At 62.9% G+C, this 18,760-nt stretch carries 18 protein-coding genes; 11 read left to right on the top strand and 7 right to left on the bottom strand.

The annotated features are described in order from the left end of the window. On the bottom strand, positions 1 to 1,404 hold the full coding sequence (locus tag MU848_RS10900; protein ID WP_247231939.1) for a leucyl aminopeptidase family protein: 1,404 nt from the start codon (positions 1,402 to 1,404) through the stop codon (positions 1 to 3). A 140-nt stretch (positions 1,405 to 1,544) separates the two neighbouring features. Between MU848_RS10900 and MU848_RS10895 the strand changes: the two genes are divergently transcribed. Next, positions 1,545 to 1,748 (top strand): hypothetical protein, encoded by a 204-nt coding sequence (locus MU848_RS10895; protein WP_201513430.1) that lies wholly within the window; start codon positions 1,545 to 1,547, stop codon positions 1,746 to 1,748. An 11-nt stretch (positions 1,749 to 1,759) separates the two neighbouring features. After that, positions 1,760 to 2,596 carry a DUF4163 domain-containing protein gene (locus MU848_RS10890; protein WP_380800694.1) on the top strand — a complete coding sequence of 279 codons (837 nt, stop codon included), beginning with the start codon at positions 1,760 to 1,762 and terminating at the stop codon, positions 2,594 to 2,596. A 187-nt stretch (positions 2,597 to 2,783) separates the two neighbouring features. Here the strand turns inward: MU848_RS10890 and rimO are convergent, their stop codons facing one another. The 4 genes from rimO to serS all read right to left on the bottom strand — a co-directional run bounded on the left by rimO (position 2,784) and on the right by serS (position 7,445). After that, positions 2,784 to 4,166 carry a 30S ribosomal protein S12 methylthiotransferase RimO gene (rimO, locus tag MU848_RS10885; RefSeq protein WP_247231867.1) on the bottom strand — a complete coding sequence of 461 codons (1,383 nt, stop codon included), beginning with the start codon at positions 4,164 to 4,166 and terminating at the stop codon, positions 2,784 to 2,786. A gap of 38 nt (positions 4,167 to 4,204) precedes the next feature. Next, complete coding sequence (locus MU848_RS10880; RefSeq protein WP_247231865.1) at positions 4,205 to 5,263, bottom strand: potassium channel family protein; 1,059 nt, start codon at positions 5,261 to 5,263, stop codon at positions 4,205 to 4,207. Between the two features lie 19 nt (positions 5,264 to 5,282). Next, positions 5,283 to 6,047, bottom strand: coding sequence for a 5'/3'-nucleotidase SurE (gene surE / locus MU848_RS10875; RefSeq protein ID WP_247231864.1), 765 nt, complete (start codon positions 6,045 to 6,047; stop codon positions 5,283 to 5,285). A 120-nt stretch (positions 6,048 to 6,167) separates the two neighbouring features. Next, positions 6,168 to 7,445 (bottom strand): serine--tRNA ligase, encoded by a 1,278-nt coding sequence (serS, locus tag MU848_RS10870; protein ID WP_247231862.1) that lies wholly within the window; start codon positions 7,443 to 7,445, stop codon positions 6,168 to 6,170. A 91-nt stretch (positions 7,446 to 7,536) separates the two neighbouring features. On the opposite strand from serS, the gene MU848_RS10865 reads away from it, so the two are divergent. Beyond that, positions 7,537 to 7,974 (top strand): host attachment family protein, encoded by a 438-nt coding sequence (locus MU848_RS10865; RefSeq protein ID WP_097091161.1) that lies wholly within the window; start codon positions 7,537 to 7,539, stop codon positions 7,972 to 7,974. Positions 7,975 to 8,241: 267 nt separating this feature from the next. Here MU848_RS10865 and MU848_RS10860 read toward each other — a convergent pair whose 3' ends face one another. After that, positions 8,242 to 8,337: a PEP-CTERM sorting domain-containing protein gene (locus MU848_RS10860; RefSeq protein WP_141397805.1), complete on the bottom strand. Its 96-nt coding sequence runs from the start codon at positions 8,335 to 8,337 to the stop codon at positions 8,242 to 8,244. Positions 8,338 to 8,356: 19 nt separating this feature from the next. Between MU848_RS10860 and MU848_RS10855 the strand changes: the two genes are divergently transcribed. The 3 genes from MU848_RS10855 (at position 8,357) to MU848_RS10845 (ending at position 10,425) form a co-directional block, all read left to right on the top strand. Continuing rightward, positions 8,357 to 8,968, top strand: a complete 612-nt coding sequence (locus MU848_RS10855) for a hypothetical protein (protein WP_247231860.1) — start codon at positions 8,357 to 8,359, stop codon at positions 8,966 to 8,968. 565 nt (positions 8,969 to 9,533) lie between these two features. Then, complete coding sequence (gene dksA / locus MU848_RS10850; protein ID WP_097091163.1) at positions 9,534 to 9,998, top strand: RNA polymerase-binding protein DksA; 465 nt, start codon at positions 9,534 to 9,536, stop codon at positions 9,996 to 9,998. Positions 9,999 to 10,062: 64 nt separating this feature from the next. Beyond that, positions 10,063 to 10,425 carry a PilZ domain-containing protein gene (locus tag MU848_RS10845; protein ID WP_247231857.1) on the top strand — a complete coding sequence of 121 codons (363 nt, stop codon included), beginning with the start codon at positions 10,063 to 10,065 and terminating at the stop codon, positions 10,423 to 10,425. A 128-nt stretch (positions 10,426 to 10,553) separates the two neighbouring features. On the opposite strand, the gene MU848_RS10840 is transcribed toward MU848_RS10845, so the two are convergent. Further along, entirely contained in the window at positions 10,554 to 10,709 is a 156-nt protein-coding gene (locus tag MU848_RS10840; protein ID WP_097092713.1) for a YdcH family protein, read from the bottom strand. A 189-nt stretch (positions 10,710 to 10,898) separates the two neighbouring features. Between MU848_RS10840 and MU848_RS10835 the strand changes: the two genes are divergently transcribed. The 5 genes from MU848_RS10835 to MU848_RS10815 all read left to right on the top strand — a co-directional run bounded on the left by MU848_RS10835 (position 10,899) and on the right by MU848_RS10815 (position 18,748). Continuing rightward, entirely contained in the window at positions 10,899 to 11,078 is a 180-nt protein-coding gene (locus tag MU848_RS10835) for a YdcH family protein (RefSeq protein ID WP_097092714.1), read from the top strand. A 111-nt stretch (positions 11,079 to 11,189) separates the two neighbouring features. Next, positions 11,190 to 11,669 carry a DUF1465 family protein gene (locus MU848_RS10830; protein WP_097091165.1) on the top strand — a complete coding sequence of 160 codons (480 nt, stop codon included), beginning with the start codon at positions 11,190 to 11,192 and terminating at the stop codon, positions 11,667 to 11,669. A 70-nt stretch (positions 11,670 to 11,739) separates the two neighbouring features. Then, positions 11,740 to 13,788 carry an autotransporter assembly complex protein TamA gene (locus MU848_RS10825; RefSeq protein ID WP_247231855.1) on the top strand — a complete coding sequence of 683 codons (2,049 nt, stop codon included), beginning with the start codon at positions 11,740 to 11,742 and terminating at the stop codon, positions 13,786 to 13,788. After that, positions 13,788 to 17,960, top strand: coding sequence for a translocation/assembly module TamB domain-containing protein (locus MU848_RS10820; protein ID WP_247231852.1), 4,173 nt, complete (start codon positions 13,788 to 13,790; stop codon positions 17,958 to 17,960). Before MU848_RS10825 ends, MU848_RS10820 begins: the two co-directional genes overlap by 1 nt. A gap of 134 nt (positions 17,961 to 18,094) precedes the next feature. Next, complete coding sequence (locus MU848_RS10815) at positions 18,095 to 18,748, top strand: outer membrane protein (RefSeq protein WP_201513438.1); 654 nt, start codon at positions 18,095 to 18,097, stop codon at positions 18,746 to 18,748. Positions 18,749 to 18,760 lie beyond the last annotated feature (12 nt).

The following is an 18,760-nucleotide window of genomic DNA, read 5'->3' as shown; positions in this document are numbered from 1 at the left end:
TCATTTCCGCCCTGAATTTTCATAACGTTGTTCCAGCAGACGGAAAACGGCGCGCAGGCCCAATGCCTCACCACCCTTGGGCCGCCCCGGCTTTGGCGACGGCCGCCAGGCGAAGGTGTCGAGATGAATCCATTTCGCCTTGTCCGGCACGAACCGCTTCAGGAACAGTGCGGCAGTGATCGCGCCAGCAAAGCCGCCTTCGCCCGCATTGTTGATGTCGGCGATGTCCGACTTCAGCATGTCGGCATAGCCATCCCATAATGGCAGGCGCCAGCTCGGGTCGTCCACTTCGCTGCCCCCCGCGTCCATCTCTGCCGCCAATGCATCATCATTGGTGAAGAGGGCAGGGAGGTCGGGTCCAACGGCGACCCGCGCCGCGCCCGTCAGCGTGGCATAATCGATGACAAGCTCCGGATCATCTTCGCCCGCCAGCGTCAGGGCGTCGGCCAGCACTAGCCGTCCTTCCGCATCGGTATTGCCGATTTCCACCGTCAGCCCCTTGCGGCTGCGCAATATGTCCCCTGGCCGGAAAGCGTTCGCGCCCACCGCATTTTCCGCCGCCGGGATCAGAACATGCAACTGCACTGGCAGGCGCGCGCCCATAATGAGCCTGGCGAGCGCCAGCGCATGTGCCGCACCGCCCATATCCTTCTTCATCAGGCGCATGGCCGATGACGGCTTGATGTCCAGTCCGCCGCTGTCGAAGCAGATGCCCTTGCCGACGATGGCGACGCGCGGATGCTTGAGATCGCCCCAGCGCAGTTCGATCAGGCGCGGGGCAAACTCCTTGCCCGCCGCCCGCCCCACGGCATGGATCATCGGAAAGCCCTGCTCCAGCGGGTCGCCCTTCGTCACCGTGAAGCGCGCGCCAAAGCTTTCCGCGACCTTCGCCGCTTCCTCCTCCAGTTGCGCAGGCCCCATGTCGCCCGCCGGAATATTGACGAGGTCGCGCACCAGCGCCACCGCCTCCGCCAGCCTGACCGTCGCGTCGATCTGCGCCACCTCGCCGGTCAGCAGCACGCGCGGCCCAGCGGCATTGTCGTCGCGGCGATAGCGGTCGAACCTGTATTGCGCCGTCAGCCAGCCAAGCATGGCTGGCCCGGCCATCCCCTCCGCCAACCGATATTGCCCCTCGGGCAATGTCTCCGCCAGCTTGGCGAGGCACCAGCTGCTGAGTTTCGACCTGTTCGCGACCCCCGCGACCACCGACCAGTCCGAAGGCTCGTCGCCCGGAATGATCGCATGCTCATAACCCTTGCCCGCGAATTTCTGGGCGGCAACGATGGCGCGCACTCGCTGCGGCTGGGCGGAAAGCCAGCTTTCGAAGCTTTCCGCATCGACGATCCGGATCATATGGGCGGGCTGGTTGTTATCTGCTTTCAGCAGGTCGGAATAGTCGGTCATGGGCAGGGTTTGGACAAGGATGGCAGGGTTGGAAAGCCCCATTTTCGCCGCGCTGCCGTCTCCATCTGCCCTCGCCATGTTTGCGCCTCAGGCGCGAAAGGCCTAGATTGATGTCAACGCTAACTGGCAAGGAGAGAGACATGGTTATGCATGGCGATGATGCGCGGCAGCAGGCGCTCCGTGCACGTGCCTATCAACTGGCGGAAAGCGGAAGGTTCGACGGCGCACATGCGGTCGAACAAGCCCTGATCGCGGAAGGCTGGCCGAATGCCTCCGCCGCTCTTCAGAGCAGCTATGCCCGCAAGGCGATCAGCGAGCGCTGTCTGGCGGCCAAGCCGCATTGATGCAGCAATCGATGATGCGAAAGAAGGCGGGGCCGGTCGCAGGACTGGCCCTCTTTCTCTGTGCCTGCACCCCGACCGCCAGTGATCAGCCGGAGGGGCGCGCCGACAAGGGTGAAGATGCCGCTACGGCAAACTTCCTCAACCGCATGGCAGGCGCGGAACAACCCAAGCCGCCGTCCGAGCCTTTCCAGCAGGCTGAAAAGACCGATCTGCTGGAGTTTCTCTACGCCTGGCCCGCCCAGGCATCTGCCGTGCCGCAGATCGCCGCCAAATTGCGCAAGGATATGGAAAGCGGCAAGGTGGACGCGCTTAAGATGGCTGCGGACGACCGGAAATCGGCGCAGCAGTCCGGCTTTCCCTTCCACGCGCATAGTCTGGAGACGCGCTGGACCGTCGCGGCCGATACGCCGCGCTTCCTGTCGCTTCGCTCCAGCCGCTACACCTATACGGGCGGCGCGCATGGCATGACGGGCTATGACGTGCTGCTGTGGGACAAGGCGCGCAAGCGGGAAACCAGCGTGAACGCGCTCATGACCTCACCCGCCGCCTTTGCCGAAGCCATCCGCACGTCCTTCTGCGACGGCCTGGACAAGGCCCGCGCGAAAAAGCGGGGAGGGCCGATCATGCGGGGCGATGATCCCTTCACCCAATGTATCGATCCGATGAAGGAAGTGCTCGTCCCTACATCGCGCGGCGGCAAGCTGATAGACCGGATCGTCGTCGTCGTCGGCCCCTATAGCGCGGGCCCCTATTCGGAAGGAACCTATGAAGTCCCGCTCGCGGTAGACGCCGCCATGCGGAAGGCGATCAAGACCGAATATCAGAACGCGTTCGCGGGAGGCTCATAACGACACCTCTCCCCGTTCGCCCTGAGCTTGTCGAAGGGCCTACTTCCTTCAGGAAGAAGAGCGCCCTTCGACTGCCTGCTTGCAGCTGGCGCTCAGGACAGGCTTCGACAGGCTCAGCCCGAACGGACGAGAGATTCAGATCCAAGGCACTTTGCTCTAACCGACCGAAGCCTTCGGCCAAGCGTGTCTAAGCCACCGGCGCGCCATAAAGATCATGCTCGTCGGCATCCTCGATCACCACATCCAGGATGTCGCCAGCTTTCAGCCCTTCACCAACATCGCGCAGGAACACATTGCCGTCGATCTCCGGCGCATCTGCCTGGCTCCGGGCGGTCGCGCCGACCGAACCGTCCTCGTCCGCTTCGCCCACCTCGTCGATGATCACCGGCAGCACGCGCCCGACCTTCGCCTGCAACTTGGCGGCCGAGATCGCGGCGGTCTTTTCCATGATCCGCTGATAGCGTTCTTCCTTAACCTCTTCCGGCACCGCACCCGGCAAGTCATTGGCTGCCGCTCCTTCCACCGGCTCGAACCGGAACGCGCCCACGCGGTCCAGCTGCGCCTCGTCCAGCCAGTCGAGCAGATATTGGAAATCCGCCTCCGTCTCGCCGGGGAAGCCGACGACGAAGCTCGAACGGATCGCGATGTCCGGGCAGATGTCCCGCCACTTGCGGATACGGTCCAGCACCTTCGCCTCGTTCGCGGGGCGCTTCATGGCTTTCAGCACATTGGGCGATGCATGCTGGAACGGAATGTCGAGATAGGGCGTCAGCAGCCCCTCGGCCATCAGCGGAATGACGTGATCCACATGCGGATAGGGGTAGACATAGTGCAGCCGCACCCACGGAGCCGCGCCCTCGCTCGTCCGCAACTGGCCCAATTCGCGGGCCAGGTCGGTCATATGCGCGCGCACCTCGCGGCCCTTCCACTGGCGCGGATCATGCCGCGTATCGACGCCATAGGCCGACGTGTCCTGGCTGATCACCAGCAGTTCCTTCGTGCCAGCCGCGACCAGCTTCTCCGCCTCGCGCAGCACCGCATCGATCCTGCGCGACACCAGGTCGCCCCGGATCGACGGGATGATGCAGAAGGAGCAGCGGTGGTTGCAGCCTTCCGAAATCTTGAGGTAGCTGTAGTGGCGCGGCGTCAGCTTCAGCCCGCCTTCGGGCACCAGATCAACAAAGGCGTTGGGCACCGGCGGCGACGCGTCATGCACCGCATTCACCACCTGCTCATATTGATGCGCGCCCGTAACGGCCAGCACCTGCGGGAATTTCTGGCGGATCAGTTCCGCCTCGTCGCCCATGCAGCCCGTCACGATGACGCGGCCATTCTCCGCGATCGCCTCGCCGATCGCCTCCAGCGACTCTTCCTTCGCGGAATCGAGGAAACCGCAGGTATTGACCAGCACCACGTCTGCCCCGGCATAATCGGCCGACATCAGATAGCCGTCGGACCGCAGCTTGGTCAGAATGCGCTCGGAATCGACGAGGTTCTTCGGACAGCCGAGCGACACCATGCCGACCTTCGGCGCTTCGGGAATTTTGGTTGCCATGATCGGCGCGCACATAGGGATTTTCGCGCCAAATGTCACGCCCGTGCGAAAGATCAGCCGGGGCTGGGCGCCTCACCCACGCCATGCCCTTGAACAATCTCGATGATAAGGTCGCCGGGCTCCAGCCTTTGTGCCCCCTCTTCCCAAAAGCCGATGACCCGCTCGCCACGATAGATGCGCACGCCCAGCCCGGTGCGGATCGCCGAGAGCGGCCCGCCGATCTCCTCCGCCACGGCCGGGCGTTCATGCAGTTTCACCGCGCCGCCGGACGCCGCCAGGTCCGCCATATAGTCCGCGATATGCCGCCCGCTCGTGCTCCCCGCCAGCAGCAGCCCGGCAAAGCTCACCGGGTTGATCACCGTCGTCGCGCCAGCCTGCCGCGCGGGCAGCTCATTATCCTCGTTCCGCACGACGATGCTGATCGGCAGCCGAGGGGCCAGATGCCGCGCCGTCAGCGTGATTAGGATCGACGTATCGTCCCGCCCGGCCGACACGATCATGGATCGCGCCCGATCGATTGCCACATCCTTCAGCGTCTTGTCCCGCGTCGAATCGCCGCACATCACGTTGCAGCCCAGATCCTCCGCCTCCACCAGCGGCTTTTCCTGCGGATCGACCACCACGATCTCGCGCGGATCGACGCCCCGTGCCAGCAGTTCCCGCACCGCCTCGCTCCCGCTGGTGCCAAAACCGGTGACGATAATGTGATTATGCAGATCGGCCTGAATGCGAGCCATGCGCCACCTGTAGAAGATGTTGCGGAAAAAGAGATTATAGGCCGTCCCCAGAAAGATCAGCCATACGAACAGCCGGATCGGCGTCACCAGCAGCGCCTCGAACAGCCGCGCTTCCGGGCTCACCGGTACGATGTCGCCATAGCCGACCGTCGTCACGGTGACGGTCGTGAAATAGAGTACGTCAACAAAGCTGATCTGGTCGTCCAGATTGTCCTTCAGCCCATCGCGCCCGACCCAGTGGATCAGCAGCACCAGCGCGATCAGCCCGAACACCAATCCCACCCGCCAGGCGAGATCGACCCATACCGGCATGGAGGACCGCCGCCGCAGGAAGCCGGTCTGCGCCAGGGGAGGGCGGGCGGGGTTGATCCTCATCGCGCGCGCCGGTCGCCCCTCACGCCTCGAACAACCGCGCCGTCGCCGCCATCGCTCCATCCTGCGTCAGGTCGTAATGGAGCGGCGTTACGGTCACATAGCCTTCCGCGATCGCGGCCAGATCACTGCCCTCCGGCACCGAAGAGCTGCTGCCAAGCCCGAACCAGTAATAACGATAGCCGCGCGGATCGGTCCCCTCCAAGATATGCGTGCGATCGACGTCATGGAAACCCTGCCGCACCACGCGAATGCCCTTCACCGCATCGGCGTCGATCGCGGGGAAGTTGACGTTGAACAGCAGGCGCGGGCTCGCGGGCATGTCGACCAGCGGGCGCAGCACCTTCTCACCCCAGGCACGCGCAGCGGCGAATGGCACTGCATCGCCCATCCCCTCGCGCGCATAGACCTGGCTCAGCGCGATCGACTTGATGCCGGAAATCGCCCCCTCCATCGCGGCGGACACCGTGCCCGAATAGGTGACGTCCTCGGCCAGATTGGCCCCGCGATTGACGCCCGACAGCAACAGGTCGGGCTTGGCATCCTTCATCAGGTGCCCGACCGCCATCATCACCGCATCGGTCGGCGTGCCGGTGACGCTATAATGTTTCTCGCCATGCTGTCGGATGCGCAACGGCCGGGTCAGCGTCAGGCTGTGCCCCGCGCCTGACTGCTCCTCGGCAGGCGCGACGATCCAGATATCGTCCGACAGCGTCCGCGCAATCTCCTCCAGCACCTTGAGGCCGGGCGCATGCACCCCATCGTCATTGGTCAACAGGACGCGCATGCAGCTTCTTCAACCCTTCTTCCTACCGTCATCCCAGCGAAAGCTGGGATCTCAGGAAATGTCGCACAACCCGGCCTGAGACCCCAGCCTACGCTGGGGTGACGGCGCAAGACGGAAGCCTTACCTCGGCTCCAGCTTGTCAATCCCACCCATATAAGGCTTCAACACCTCAGGCACGATCACGCTGCCATCTTCCTGCTGGTAATTTTCCAGCACCGCGACCAGCGTCCGACCCACGGCGAGCCCCGACCCGTTCAGGGTATGCAGGAAGCGCGTCTGCTTCTCGCCCTCCGGCTTGAACCGCGCATTCATCCGCCGCGCCTGGAAATCGCCGCAATTGGAAATGGAGCTGATCTCGCGATAGGTCTGCTGGCTCGGCAACCACACTTCCAGGTCGAATGTCTTCGCCGCCGCAAATCCCATGTCGCCGGTGCACAGCAGCACCTTGCGATAGGGCAGGCCCAGCGCCTGCAACACGCCTTCGGCCGCCGCGCACATGCGCTCATGTTCGGCCTCCGACTCTTCGGGCTTGCAGATGGCGATCAGTTCCACCTTCTCGAACTGATGCTGGCGGATGAAGCCGCGCGTATCGCGTCCCGCCGATCCCGCTTCCGACCGGAAACAGGGGGTCAACGCCGTCAACCGCATCGGCAGGCTGGCGACATCGACAATCTGCTCGCGCACCAGATTGGTGAGGGAGACTTCGGCGGTCGGGATCAGCCAGCGGCCATCGGTCGTGCGGAACAGGTCCTCGGCAAATTTCGGCAGCTGCCCCGTGCCGAACAGCGCCTCGTCCCGCACCAGAAGCGGCGGGTTCACTTCCTCATAGCCATTGTCGCCCGACTGGCGGTCCAGCATATATTGCGCCAGCGCCCGGTGCAGCCGCGCGATCTGCCCGCGCAACGCCGCAAAGCGAGCGCCCGAAAGCGCCGCTGCACCCTCGAAATCCAGCCCCAGCGCCGGACCGAAATCGGCATGATCCTGCGGCGCAAAGTCGAACGCGCGCGGCTCACCCCAGCGGCTCACCTCGACATTGTCCGCCTCGTCCGCGCCCTCGGGCACATCTGCGGCTGGCAGGTTGGGAATGGCCGCCAGCAGCGCGTGCAGCTTCTCGCTCACCTCCCGGTCTTCATTCTCCAGCGCGGGCATGCTTTCCTTCAGCGCCGCGACTTCGGCCTTCAGCGTCTCGGCCTTCTCCATGTCCTTGGCCGCCATGGCCGCGCCGATGGCCTTGCTCGCCTCATTCCGGCGCGCCTGGCCCTGCTGCAATTCGGTCTTGATCGCCCGGCTGCGCTCATCCAGCGCCAATATGTCCGCGCTTGAAGCGGCAAACCCCCTACGGTCAAGGCCGACGTCGAAAGCTGCGGGATTTTCGCGGATGAAACGGATGTCGTGCATGGGTCAGCCCTATGCCGTTCCGCGATCAGCCGCGCAACCCTGCGCGCTCCCGTCCGTTAGGGACTGCAAGACGTAAGGAAAGGAGCCGCTGATGTGGATCGATCATGACGCAATGGTGCTGGTGGCCGATGGTCGCAAGATGCTGTTCTTCCGGAACAAGGGCGACCGCATGGCGCCAAATCTGGAAGCGGAAACAGTGAAGGTTCAGGAAAATCCCGCAGATCGCGATCAATCCACCGATCTGGCGGGGAAAGCGCCATCAATCATTGGTGGTCAGGCGACCATGGGCAAGACCGACTATCATGAACAGGAAGAGGCGCGCTTCGCCGTCGAAGCGGCTGACATGCTCAAGCGTCGCGCGCTCGCCAATGATTTCGAAAAGCTGATCATCGTCGCTCCGCCGAGCGCGCTCGGCGAAATGCGCAAACATTATCACAAGGAAGTGCAGAGCCGCCTGGTGGGCGAAATCGCCAAGGATCTTTCCAACCATCCGGTTCCGGAAATCGAAAAGATCATCGCCCAGAGTTGAGCTTGCCAACGAAAAAAGGGGCGGCCCCCCACAAGCCGCCCCTTCTGCACGCCCCCGCGTGAAAGGCTGAAATGGCCGGATCCGGGCAGCTAACGCCCACCTCCGGCTCCGGTAAATCTTAGCTCCAACCACTGTCTCCGTTCGGGCTGAGCCTGTCTAAGCCCGTCCTGATCGCCTTCTGCAAGCAGGCAGTCGAACGGGCCCTCTGCTTCTTTCCAAACGGCCAAGCCTGGTCAAGAAGGCACAGGCTCGTCGATACCCAAAGCTTCAGTCCCGCTTCGCCTTCCGCTCGGCAAAGCGCCGCCGCGCGACCAGCGCGACCGCGCCCGCGCCGAACAGCAACACCATCGGCGGCGCAGGCACATCATGCCCGCCGCTGCTGGTGGAACCGCCCGAGCTGCTGGACGAGGTCGAGGAAGATGTGCTCGACGATGTCGACGTGGACGAGGATGTGCTGGACGACGTCGAGGACGAGGTAGAGCTGGAGGTGGACGTCGACGAGCTGCTCGTCACATTGCCGCTGGAGGTGGACGTCGAAGAACTGCTCGTCACGTTGCCGCTGGACGTGGAGACATTCCCGCTGGAGGTCGAGACGTTTCCGCTCGACGTCGACACATTGCCGCTCGACGTGGACACGCCACCAGTCGAGGTGGAGACTCCGCCGGTCGATGTCGACACGCCGCCCGTCGTAGAGCTCGTCGAACTGCTGATGCCGCCCGTCGAGCTGCTGGTCGAGGAAATCACCACCGATCCGCCGCTGCTGCCACCGCCGCTGCCGCCGAAAAATCCTCCGAAGAAACCGCCCCCGCCAAAGCCGCCGCCGCCGCCCGCCAGCACCACCGGGGCAGCGCCGCCGCCGGACATGGGCATTTCAGCCGCTGGAAGTGGAGCGGGCAGGGGAATGGGCGCGCCTTGCGTCACCACAGTGATGGTCTGCGGCTTGCGGGGGGCGGCCCGCTTCACGATCTTGCGCTTGATCGGGCGGACGGCATAGCGCTTTGGCGCGGCCTTCACGCTCTTGGTGCTCTTGACCACGGCCGGGCGCGCGCTCTCCGCGACATGGACGGCGCCACCCCCGATGATCGCGCCACCGCAGGTGAAAGCGCATAATTTGGCCAGTGCCATCCGTACCGACATAGCTATCCACTCTTCTTCGTCTTGAAGCTTCGGGCCGCGTCAGTCGCCTTTGGCAGCCATGAAACTGTTCTGTGCTTCTAAAAAGGGGGAAGAACAGTTCAACTTCAACGTCATTAACCTTGAATATAGGCTATAAGTTGGTGGGCGATGTAGAACAGCACCAATCTTTATGGTTAACGTCTCGTTTTGATACGCTGGTTGTTAACGATTGGATTGTGTTTTTCTTTGCAGCCGGTGCTGGCGGATGAGGGGCGGAATCGGGCGGGGAGGGACCCGTTCCCCTCCTCGGCGCTCTTGCCTCTCTGCATGGCTGATGATTGCGCGCTTGTGTCGTCCCGCGCCGCTCGTTATTAGGCGCCGTCAATCATAAGTCACGGGCTACCGGCGCTTTTGAGCCGGAGCCTCTCGAGTCGGAGAGCCAGATGGCATCGGTCCTGAATTCCGATAAAGACGGCCATAATCCGCCGAAATCGGCTGTTATACTTCCCCCCGACTATCGTCCTTCGCCCGACGAAGAGTTCATGAATCCCCTCCAGCTCGAATATTTCCGCCAGCGCCTCTGGGACTGGAAGAAGCAGATCCTGGCTGAGGCGGAAGGCACGCTGGCCGTGCTGCAGAATGAACCCCTTCGCGAGCCCGACCTCAACGACCGCGCGTCGAGCGAGACCGACTGGTCGATCGAACTGCGCACCCGCGACCGCCAGCGCAAGCTCATTTCCAAGATCGACGCTGCGCTCCGCCGCATCGATGATGGCGAATATGGCTATTGCGAAGTGACCGGCGAACCCATTTCGCTCGGTCGTCTCGAAGCTCGTCCGATCGCGACCATGACCGTCGAGGCGCAGGAACGGCACGAGCGGCAGGAAAAGGTCTCGCGCGACGATTAACGCTTTATCCACCGATCCCTGCCAATGTCCCGGCAAATAAACGGGTCATTGCAAGGTATTGGACATGGATAAGGATCAGGAAATGGCAGAACGGGGTCCGGCACGGTCGGGTCCGCGGGACAGCCTGTTCCTGCTCACCAATCTGGCGACGGAGGAGGGCAAGCCGCTCGGCCGCGCCCGCGTGCGCAACCTGTCGGCGACCGGGCTCATGGCCGATTGCGAACGGCCCGTGCCTGCGGATGCCGCGATCGTCCTCGACCTACGCGGGGTCGGGCGGGTCAGCGGCCGCGTCGTCTGGTCGAAAGATGGCAAGATCGGTATTGCATTCGATCATGAGATCGACCCTGCGCTTGCCCGCAAACCCGTGGCCTCCGGCACCACCTCCCGCGCTCCTTCCTATCTGCGCCTCCACCAGATAGGACGCTAAAATAGCAAAACGCGGTTTTCCCGCTATTTCCTTCATGAAAAAAGCGGCCCGCCTTCAGCGACGCCGCATTCCGTGCGCTCAAAATGAGGAAAGGGCGAACTTTCGCTCGCCCTTCTCAAAATGCCGGATCAATTCCGCGTCATTTCCTCTTTCACCCGCAATTTCTGCTTTTTAAGCGAAGCAACCAGGATTGCATCGGGCATCGGCCGACTCGTCTCCGCCTTGATCCGCGCTTCAAGGCCGGCATGCTTGGCTGAAAGAGCTGAAATGTGGCTGTTTTCCATGACATTCTCCTGATGAGGGTAATGGACGAATGAGTAGATCATGATTCGCCCCTCATGTCTTCGCGCTAACCGGGCTTTGCGACGGGCCGCGTGCAAATTTGCGATGGTCCGACCGGGTTTGCGGAGTTATCAGGATGCTGTCCGCAACATGGCCGAGAAAGTGGGTAGTGGGTGAGCCGGGAAGACATCATGCGACGGCTGGAACTGCTGCGAGTCGAGCATCGCGACCTTGACGGCGCGATCGAAGCCCTCGTCGATGCCGGCGGCCGTGACCAGATGCAGGTCGCCCGACTCAAGAAGCGCAAGCTCCGGTTGCGCGATGAAATAGCGCTTCTTGAGGATGCGCTCGTCCCGGACATCATCGCCTGATCGCATATCCGCCTGTTTGTTGGTTAACAACGGCCCTGAATGAGACAATCCAGCCCATGTCCGCTGCATCTTAACTGACAAGCAGCAGCTTTTATGTCAGTGATTCGGTCCATGTCTCCGTCCGTCACTCTTGACCGTGGTTTGCATCGGCGTCTGGTCGATGGCCTGTATCTGGAAGCCATGGTGATGGCCGATGAAGCGCGTGCCTATTTCGACCATCGCGATACGACAGAGGCTGAGCTGCAGGATCCACTTCGCCGCGTGTCTTTCGCTTGCGAATCCCTCAAGGTCACGACCCGGCTGATGCACATCATCGCCTGGCTGCTCAGCCAGCGCGCGTGGCAACGTGGCGAAATCTCGGACGCGGACCTGGTGGACGAAAAATACCGTCTGGGCCGCGCAACGGAAACGGACCCGGACATTGCGGCCGCTTTCCCCTTTGCCGCCCGCGCACTGATCGACGCCAGCCAGGAACTATATGGCCGCGTCGCACGCCTGCAGGACCGGATGGATCATATGGCGCGTCCTCGGGGTCAGGTGGAAAGCAGCCCGGCGCGCGCGCTGATGGATCGCCTGAACACTGCCTTTTAAACGGCAATCGCCCGTCATCGGCCATCTTACAGGCTGGCGCTTCCTTTCTAACTTGGGCTAGACCGCTGATATGAATACGGGCTTGCGGCCTTGCCGCCGCGTATCAGCCATGTCGCAAGCCTCCCGGCTTCTCCTCCTGCCTCTGCTTTTGGCGGCTCCTGTCGTGCACGCCCAGAGCGCCGAACCGCCCGCGGGGGCGGTCGATCAGGACCTGCCCCTTGATCCCATGCCCGACCTGGGTGTCGCATGGCCCGACCTTGGACAGGCTGATACCGTCACATCCTTGCCGCCCGACCCCCTGGACGCTCCAGATATGGCCGGGCAAGTGGCTGATGCCGCCGTTCCGGACCCCGGTGACGAAGTGCCTGCCGAGGTGGCGGCCTTCGCGGACTCCGGCGAAGAAAAGCGTTACTTGGTGCAGCTCAATGGCGCGGACCAGATCGCTGACCCGCAGTTCGACAGTCGGTTCAAGCAATTGTCGGTCCTGCGGGAAGGCGAAGGGAAGCCTGCCAATATCGCCCAGATAAACAGGCGGATTAAGGAAGATAGCGAACTGCTCGAGCGGCTGTTGCGAGCCAAAGGCTATTATGCCGCGCGCGTCCGCAGTGCCATTTCCGTCTTGCCCGGCACTGAAGACCGGCTCGCTGTGCAGTTCGATATAGCAGCGGGGCCCCGTTATCAGCTTGCTTCCGTCGATCTCCCGGGATTGAATGAGGCGGGCGAGCGCGAAGCGAAATTGCGCGAAGCCTTCGCTGTCCAGGTGGGCGATCCCGTCGATGCCGATGCGATCCTGGCGGGGCAGGCCTCTTTGTCGCTCGCGCTCAGCGAGAATGGCTTTCCCTTCGCGAGCGTCGGCGAACCGGAAGTGCGGATCGATCATGAAGAGCGCAAGGGAGAGCTGGATATCGTCGTTACGCCCGGCGCCTACCGGACTTTCGGCTCGATCATCCTCAACAATGAAAAGCTCTTCAGCGCTCGTCATGTGGCGCGGATTGCGCGCTTCGAACGGGGCGATCCCTATAACATATCGGATGTCGAGGACCTGCGCGGAGCGATCGTCGCCACCGGGCTCATATCTTCGGTCACATTGACCCCCAAGGACGCTGGTGACGGAGAGCATGTCGACCTGGCGGTCGATGTACGCCCAGCACCGTTGCGGACCATTGCGGGCGAATTGGGCTATGGCACCGGAGAAGGCTATCGTGCCGCCGTCAGCTGGCAGCACCGCAACCTGTTCCCGCCCGAAGGTGCCGTCACATTGCGCGGTGTTCTGGGAACGCAGGAGCAGACAGCATCCTTCACCTACCGGCGCAATAATTTCCGGGAGCGCGATCATGTGCTGACCGGACTTGTGTCGATCAGCAACATCAAGCGCGACGCTTATGACGCCCGCACGATCACCCTGTCCGGGGCGCTCGAACGGCAAACCAACATCCTCTTTCAGAAAAAATGGGTGTGGCGGGTCGGAGCGGAACTGATCGCATCGGACGAGAAGGATGCGTTCAGCGGCGGGAACCGGCGAACCTTCCTTATCGGCGCAGTGCCGCTCAGCCTGACCTATGATGGTAGCGACGATCTGCTGAATCCCAGCCGGGGTTTCCGCCTGGGCGGCAGGTTCAGTCCTGAGCTGTCCTTCCAGAACGGCACCTTCGGCTATTCCCGGGTGCAGATCGACGGCAGCGTCTATCAGCCGATGACTGAGCGCGTGGTCCTGGCGGCGCGCGCCCGCTTCGGCACCATATTGGGTTCGACGGTCGACCGGATTGCGCCATCGCGCCGTTTCTACGCGGGCGGCGGCGCTTCGGTCAGGGGCTATGGCTATCAGGATATCGGCCCACGCGACGCGAACAACGACCCGATCGGCGGCAAGAGCCTGGCCGAATTCTCGCTGGAGTCACGCGTCCGGTTCGGCAATTTCGGCGTCGTGCCCTTCATCGACGCAGGCAACATCTCCACCAGCTTCCTGCCGCGTTTCCGCGATCTGCGCATCGGGGCGGGCTTGGGCCTTCGCTATTATAGCAGCTTCGGTCCGATCCGGATTGATGTCGGCACGCCGTTGAACCCGCAAAAGGGCGATCCCCGCGTCGCTGTCTATGTGTCCTTGGGCCAGGCTTTCTGATGGCGGAGGATATCCAGCAGCCCCTGCGGCGGCACCGCGCATGGGACGGTCCGTGGCAGCGCTGGATTACCGGGCTGCTGGCCCTGCTGGTCGTCATATCGGCAGCAGCGCTTATATGGCTGGACACGTCGGCGGGGCACCGCTTTCTCATCACGCGTATCGACAAGATCAGCCCGCCGTCAGGTTTGCGCATCCATGTCGATCGTATCGAAGGCAGCATCTATCGCCGGGCCGTCCTGCATGGCGTGACGGTTGCAGACCCGAAGGGCGCTTTTCTAACGGCGCCGCGGGTAGAGCTAGACTGGTGGCCGCTGGCGTGGCTTTCAAACCGTCTGGATATCGATCGGCTCAATATACCGGCTGCAACGCTGCACAAGCTGCCCCGCCTCAACCCCGCCAAGCAGCAAGGCCCCATCCTCCCAAGCTTCGACATCCGGTTGATGCAGTTTTCGGTCGGGCGGCTGACCATCGACGACAGCATCAGCGGCAAGGTGCAGCAGGCAACCATTTCCGGCGATGCCGACATCAGGGGGCGGAGGGCCGTTATCGATCTTTCCGCGCGCGTGTTGGGGCAGGAGGACGCGATAAACCTCGCGCTCGACAGTCGGCCCGACGATGACCGGTTCGATCTGGATGTGACGGTGAACGCCCCATCGGGTGGCGTTCTGGCGAACATCGCAGGGCTGCGGCAGGACGGCAACCTGCGAGTTCGGGGAAAGGGGAGCTGGACCCGCTGGGACGGGCGCTTGTCCGGCACGCTGGACAGCGAACCGGCGATCGACCTCATGTTGGCGGCGCGCAGCGGCACCTATTCAGCAACGGGATCGATCGAGGCGCAGGCGGTAGCGGGCAAGGGACTGGTACAGCGCCTGTCCGCGCCGCGCCTTTCAATAGAAGCTAGGGGGTCTCTGACAAACCGGATCGTTGACGGCAAGCTGTCGCTGCGATCGGAGGCGATGCAGTTGAAGGCAGATGGGGCGCTCGATCTACGCAACTCCGCGTTCGACAATCTGCTGATCGATGTGAGCCTTGTCCGGCCCCAGGCATTGCTGAAGTCGATGCGCGGGCGGGACGTCACCGCCCGCGTGCGGCTTGACGGTCCCTTCGCCGGGTTCGGCTACGAATATCTGCTAAGGGCTCGGCAGCTGGCTTTCGACCGCACCCTGATCAGCGATGTCCGCGCCGAGGGCAAAGGGCGCAAGGCTGCCAACGCGCCGTTGCTCATCCCCGTCCATTTGCGCGCACGGCGACTGGATGGACAGGGGGAGCTTGTCGAAGGCATCGTCCGCAATTTCGTGCTCGACGGTGTGCTGCAGATCAAGGGCCAGCAACTCATCAGCAATCCCATGCCGATCCGCTCCGACAAGCTGAGCGGCAAGTTCGTCATGCTCGCGGACCTCAAGACCGGGCGCTATGATTTTGGTCTGGATGGGCAGATACGCGGCCTGGCCATTCGCGGCCTCGGCATCGTGGACCTGACCTCCAAATTACGCGCGGTGCCGGGGAAGAACGGTGCTTTTGGTTTGAGCGGGACTGCGATGGCGCGGATGCGCCGGTTGGACAACAGCTTCCTGCGCAGCTTGGGCGGAGGCCTTCCCGTGGTAAAGAGCGGCCTTTCGCTCGCGCCGGACAAGCGACTGATGTTCACGGGCTTGCGCTTGGAAGCGCCGTTGCTCAGCCTTGCCGCCAATGGCTACCGGCGCCCCGACAGGAGTTTCCATTTCGAGGGCAGTGGAACCCACAAGCAATATGGGCCTTTGCGTCTGACGCTGGACGGCAAGATCGAACAGCCGACGATCGATCTGCTGCTTGATCGGCCGCTGGACGCGCTGGGCGTCGCGGGGATGCGGGCGCATCTCGTGCCGGACAGCGCCGGTTATCAGTTTACGGCCCAAGGCGGCTCGATGCTTGGCCCCTTCACCGGTGCTGGCCAGATCCTGCTGCCGCGCGGAGGCCAGGCGGTAGTGAGAGTGGCAAAGCTCGCGGTATCCGGTGTTGTGGCAAGCGGCGATCTGCGCCCGGTGACTGGCGGTCTTGAAGGGCAGCTGAATGTGGCCGGGCCTGTCAAGGGAAGTATCGCGTTCGCGCCGATCAACGCTGTCCAGCAACTGGTTTTGAAACTCGACGCCACAGACGCCAGCTTTGATGGACCAACGGCCATCGCCGTCCGTCGCGGCAAGCTGGATGCGACCGTCCTGCTTGACCCGTCGGGAACGTCGATCAACGCGGTGATGCAAGCCAGGGGACTGCGTGTTGGTGGCGTCCTGATCGGCAGATTGGCGGCCAATGCAGACCTGAAAGGCGGCTATGGCACTGTAAAGTCCAGCCTGTCAGGACAGCGCGGGCGCCTTTTCGACCTTCAGGGCGAAGCGCAGGTGGAACCAGACCGTATCCGTGTCGCGGCTCGCGGGACGATCGACAAGCGCCCGATCCGGTTGACGCGGTCAGCGCTGTTGACCCGCAGCGCGGACGGCTGGCGGCTGTCCCCCGTGACCATCAGCTATGCGGGCGGCTCGCTGCAATTGGGTGGAGAGCTGAGCGGGCAGACGACCCGGATCGAAAGCCGTGTGCAAAAGCTCCCTCTTTCGCTGCTGGATATCGTCTATGACGATCTTGGCCTTGGGGGGACAGCCACGGGCTCGCTGACCTATGTTCACAGCCGTGGCGGCATGCCCAGCGGCAAGGCGGAACTGCGCGTCCGCGGCTTGTCGCGGTCGGGATTGTCCCTCAGTTCCCGTCCGGTGGACGCGGGGATCAACGCCGTTCTCATGCCGGACCGGTTGGCGGCACGCATGCTGTTCGCAGCCGATGGCCAGACGATCGGAAGGGCTCAGGTGCTGCTGACGCCGCTTGGCACGCAGGGAAGCCTTGTCGACCGGCTCAATAGCGCGCCGCTGTTCGGGCAGCTTCGACTGAGGGGCGCCGCTGATACCCTTTGGCGGCTGACCGGAGTCGAGATCGTGGACATATCCGGACCCGTGAGTGTGTCTGCCGATGCGCGGGGTACGCTAGGCAATCCGGTCATCACCGGCGCGCTTGCAACGGATAGTGCAGCGATAACCAGTGCGGTCACCGGCATGCGGCTGCACGATGTGCAAGCGCGGGGAAGATTTTCGGGCGCGCAACTTGTCATGTCCAGCTTCACCGCTACCGCCAAGAATGGCGGCATCGTGACAGGTACGGGCAGCTTCACTTTCGCCGGTATCGCGGGCGTCGGCATGGATTTGCGCCTGCAGGCGGAAAATGCCGCGCTGCTGGAGCGGGACGACATAGCCGCGACTGTCACTGGCCCGATCACTCTGCGTTCGGATGGCGTCAACGGCACCATCGGTGGCGATCTGCTGCTCAACCGCAGCCGCTTCACGCTCGGGCGCGCGGCCGCCATCGCTCAAATCCCCGAGTTGCGAGTGACAGAGGTCAACCGCAATGGGGAAGAAGTCGAGCGCCCTCGGGCAAGTCGGCCATGGGCTATGGCGGTCAAGGCCCGTGCGCGAAATCGCCTGACGGTCAGGGGACTGGGGCTGGACAGCGAGTGGCGCGCCAACCTGGACATCGGGGGAACCGTTACCAGCCCGGCGATCTCTGGCACGGCAGAGTTGATCCGGGGTGGCTACACTTTCGCCGGGCGCCGTTTTGAATTGCGCGAAGGCAAGATCCAGTTCGACGGCCGCACGCCCGCTAATCCGACGCTCGACATCGATGCCGAGGCAGACGTCAGCGACCTCAAGGCGATGATCCATGTGGGTGGAACCGGTCTGAAGCCCGACATCAGTTTCACCAGTATTCCCGCCTTGCCGCAGGACGAACTGCTGTCCCGCATTCTGTTCGGGACCTCGATCACCAATCTTTCCGCGCCAGAGGCATTGCAGCTCGCATCGGCGGTGGGATCATTGCAGGGCGAAGGCGGGCTCGATCCGATCAATGCCGTGCGCAAGGCTGCTGGGCTGGATCGCCTGAGGATCATCGCGGCCGATCCTACGCAGGGGCAGGGAACCTCCATCGCGGCGGGAAAATATCTGACGCGCAAGACCTATGTCGAACTTATCACCGACGGCCAAGGCTACTCAGCGACGCGCATAGAATATCAGGTGACACGTTGGCTTTCCCTGCTGGCGGCGATCTCTACGCTTGGACGAGAGAGCGCAAATGTGCGCATTTCGAAAGACTATTGAGTTCGGGGCGACACCGATTTCGTTGCCCAAATGCCACATTTTCAGCCGTTTATCTTGGGTTCATGAAACCATGAGCTGTGCTTGGGACTTCCAGCACTTCCTCCTGAAGGAGGTGAGTGACAATGGAGTACCCTATGCGGAAAATAATGGTCGCAACCTTGCTGGCCGGATCGGCCGTAGCCGCTCCCGCCCTGGCCCAGGATGCTGGAGCCACTTTCACCGGGCCTCGGGTCGAAGCGATTTTAGGCTATGACCATACCGGCGCGGGCAGCAGCGTGGACAATGACAATGGCGATGATGACCAGTCGATCGATGGCCTGCTCTATGGCGTCGGCGCCGGTTATGACTTCAACCTTGGCAGCGCTGTCGTCGGTGTTGAAGGCGAATTCACCGACTCTACTGCCAAGAGCAGCCGGAATCCTTTCACCGACCAGTTCGGCTTTGGCCGGGTCAGCCAAGGGCGTGACCTCTACATCGGCGCGCGCGCGGGTATTCTCGCCAGCCCCAACACGCTCGTCTATGTGAAGGGTGGCTACACCAACACCAAGTTGAACGTGCTCGCAGGCGACACCAATCAGTCCACCGACACGGCCTTCAAGCTGGACGGCTGGCGGGTCGGCGGTGGCGTTGAGCGCGCGTTCAACGAAAATATGTTCGGTAAGCTGGAATATCGTTACTCGAAATATGACAGCGCTCATATCGACTTCGTCAATGGCGCGACCAGCAGCGAGTTCGATATCGATACTGACCGTCATCAGGTCGTAGCCAGCGTAGGCTGGCGCTTCTGACGGGAGGGGAGG

Origin of the sequence: Sphingobium agri, assembly GCF_023051225.1 — a bacterium.
Taxonomy (GTDB): domain Bacteria; phylum Pseudomonadota; class Alphaproteobacteria; order Sphingomonadales; family Sphingomonadaceae; genus Sphingobium; species Sphingobium agri.
The sequence above is the reverse complement of the archived record's forward strand: the minus strand, read 5'-3'. Positions and strand labels throughout refer to the sequence as shown.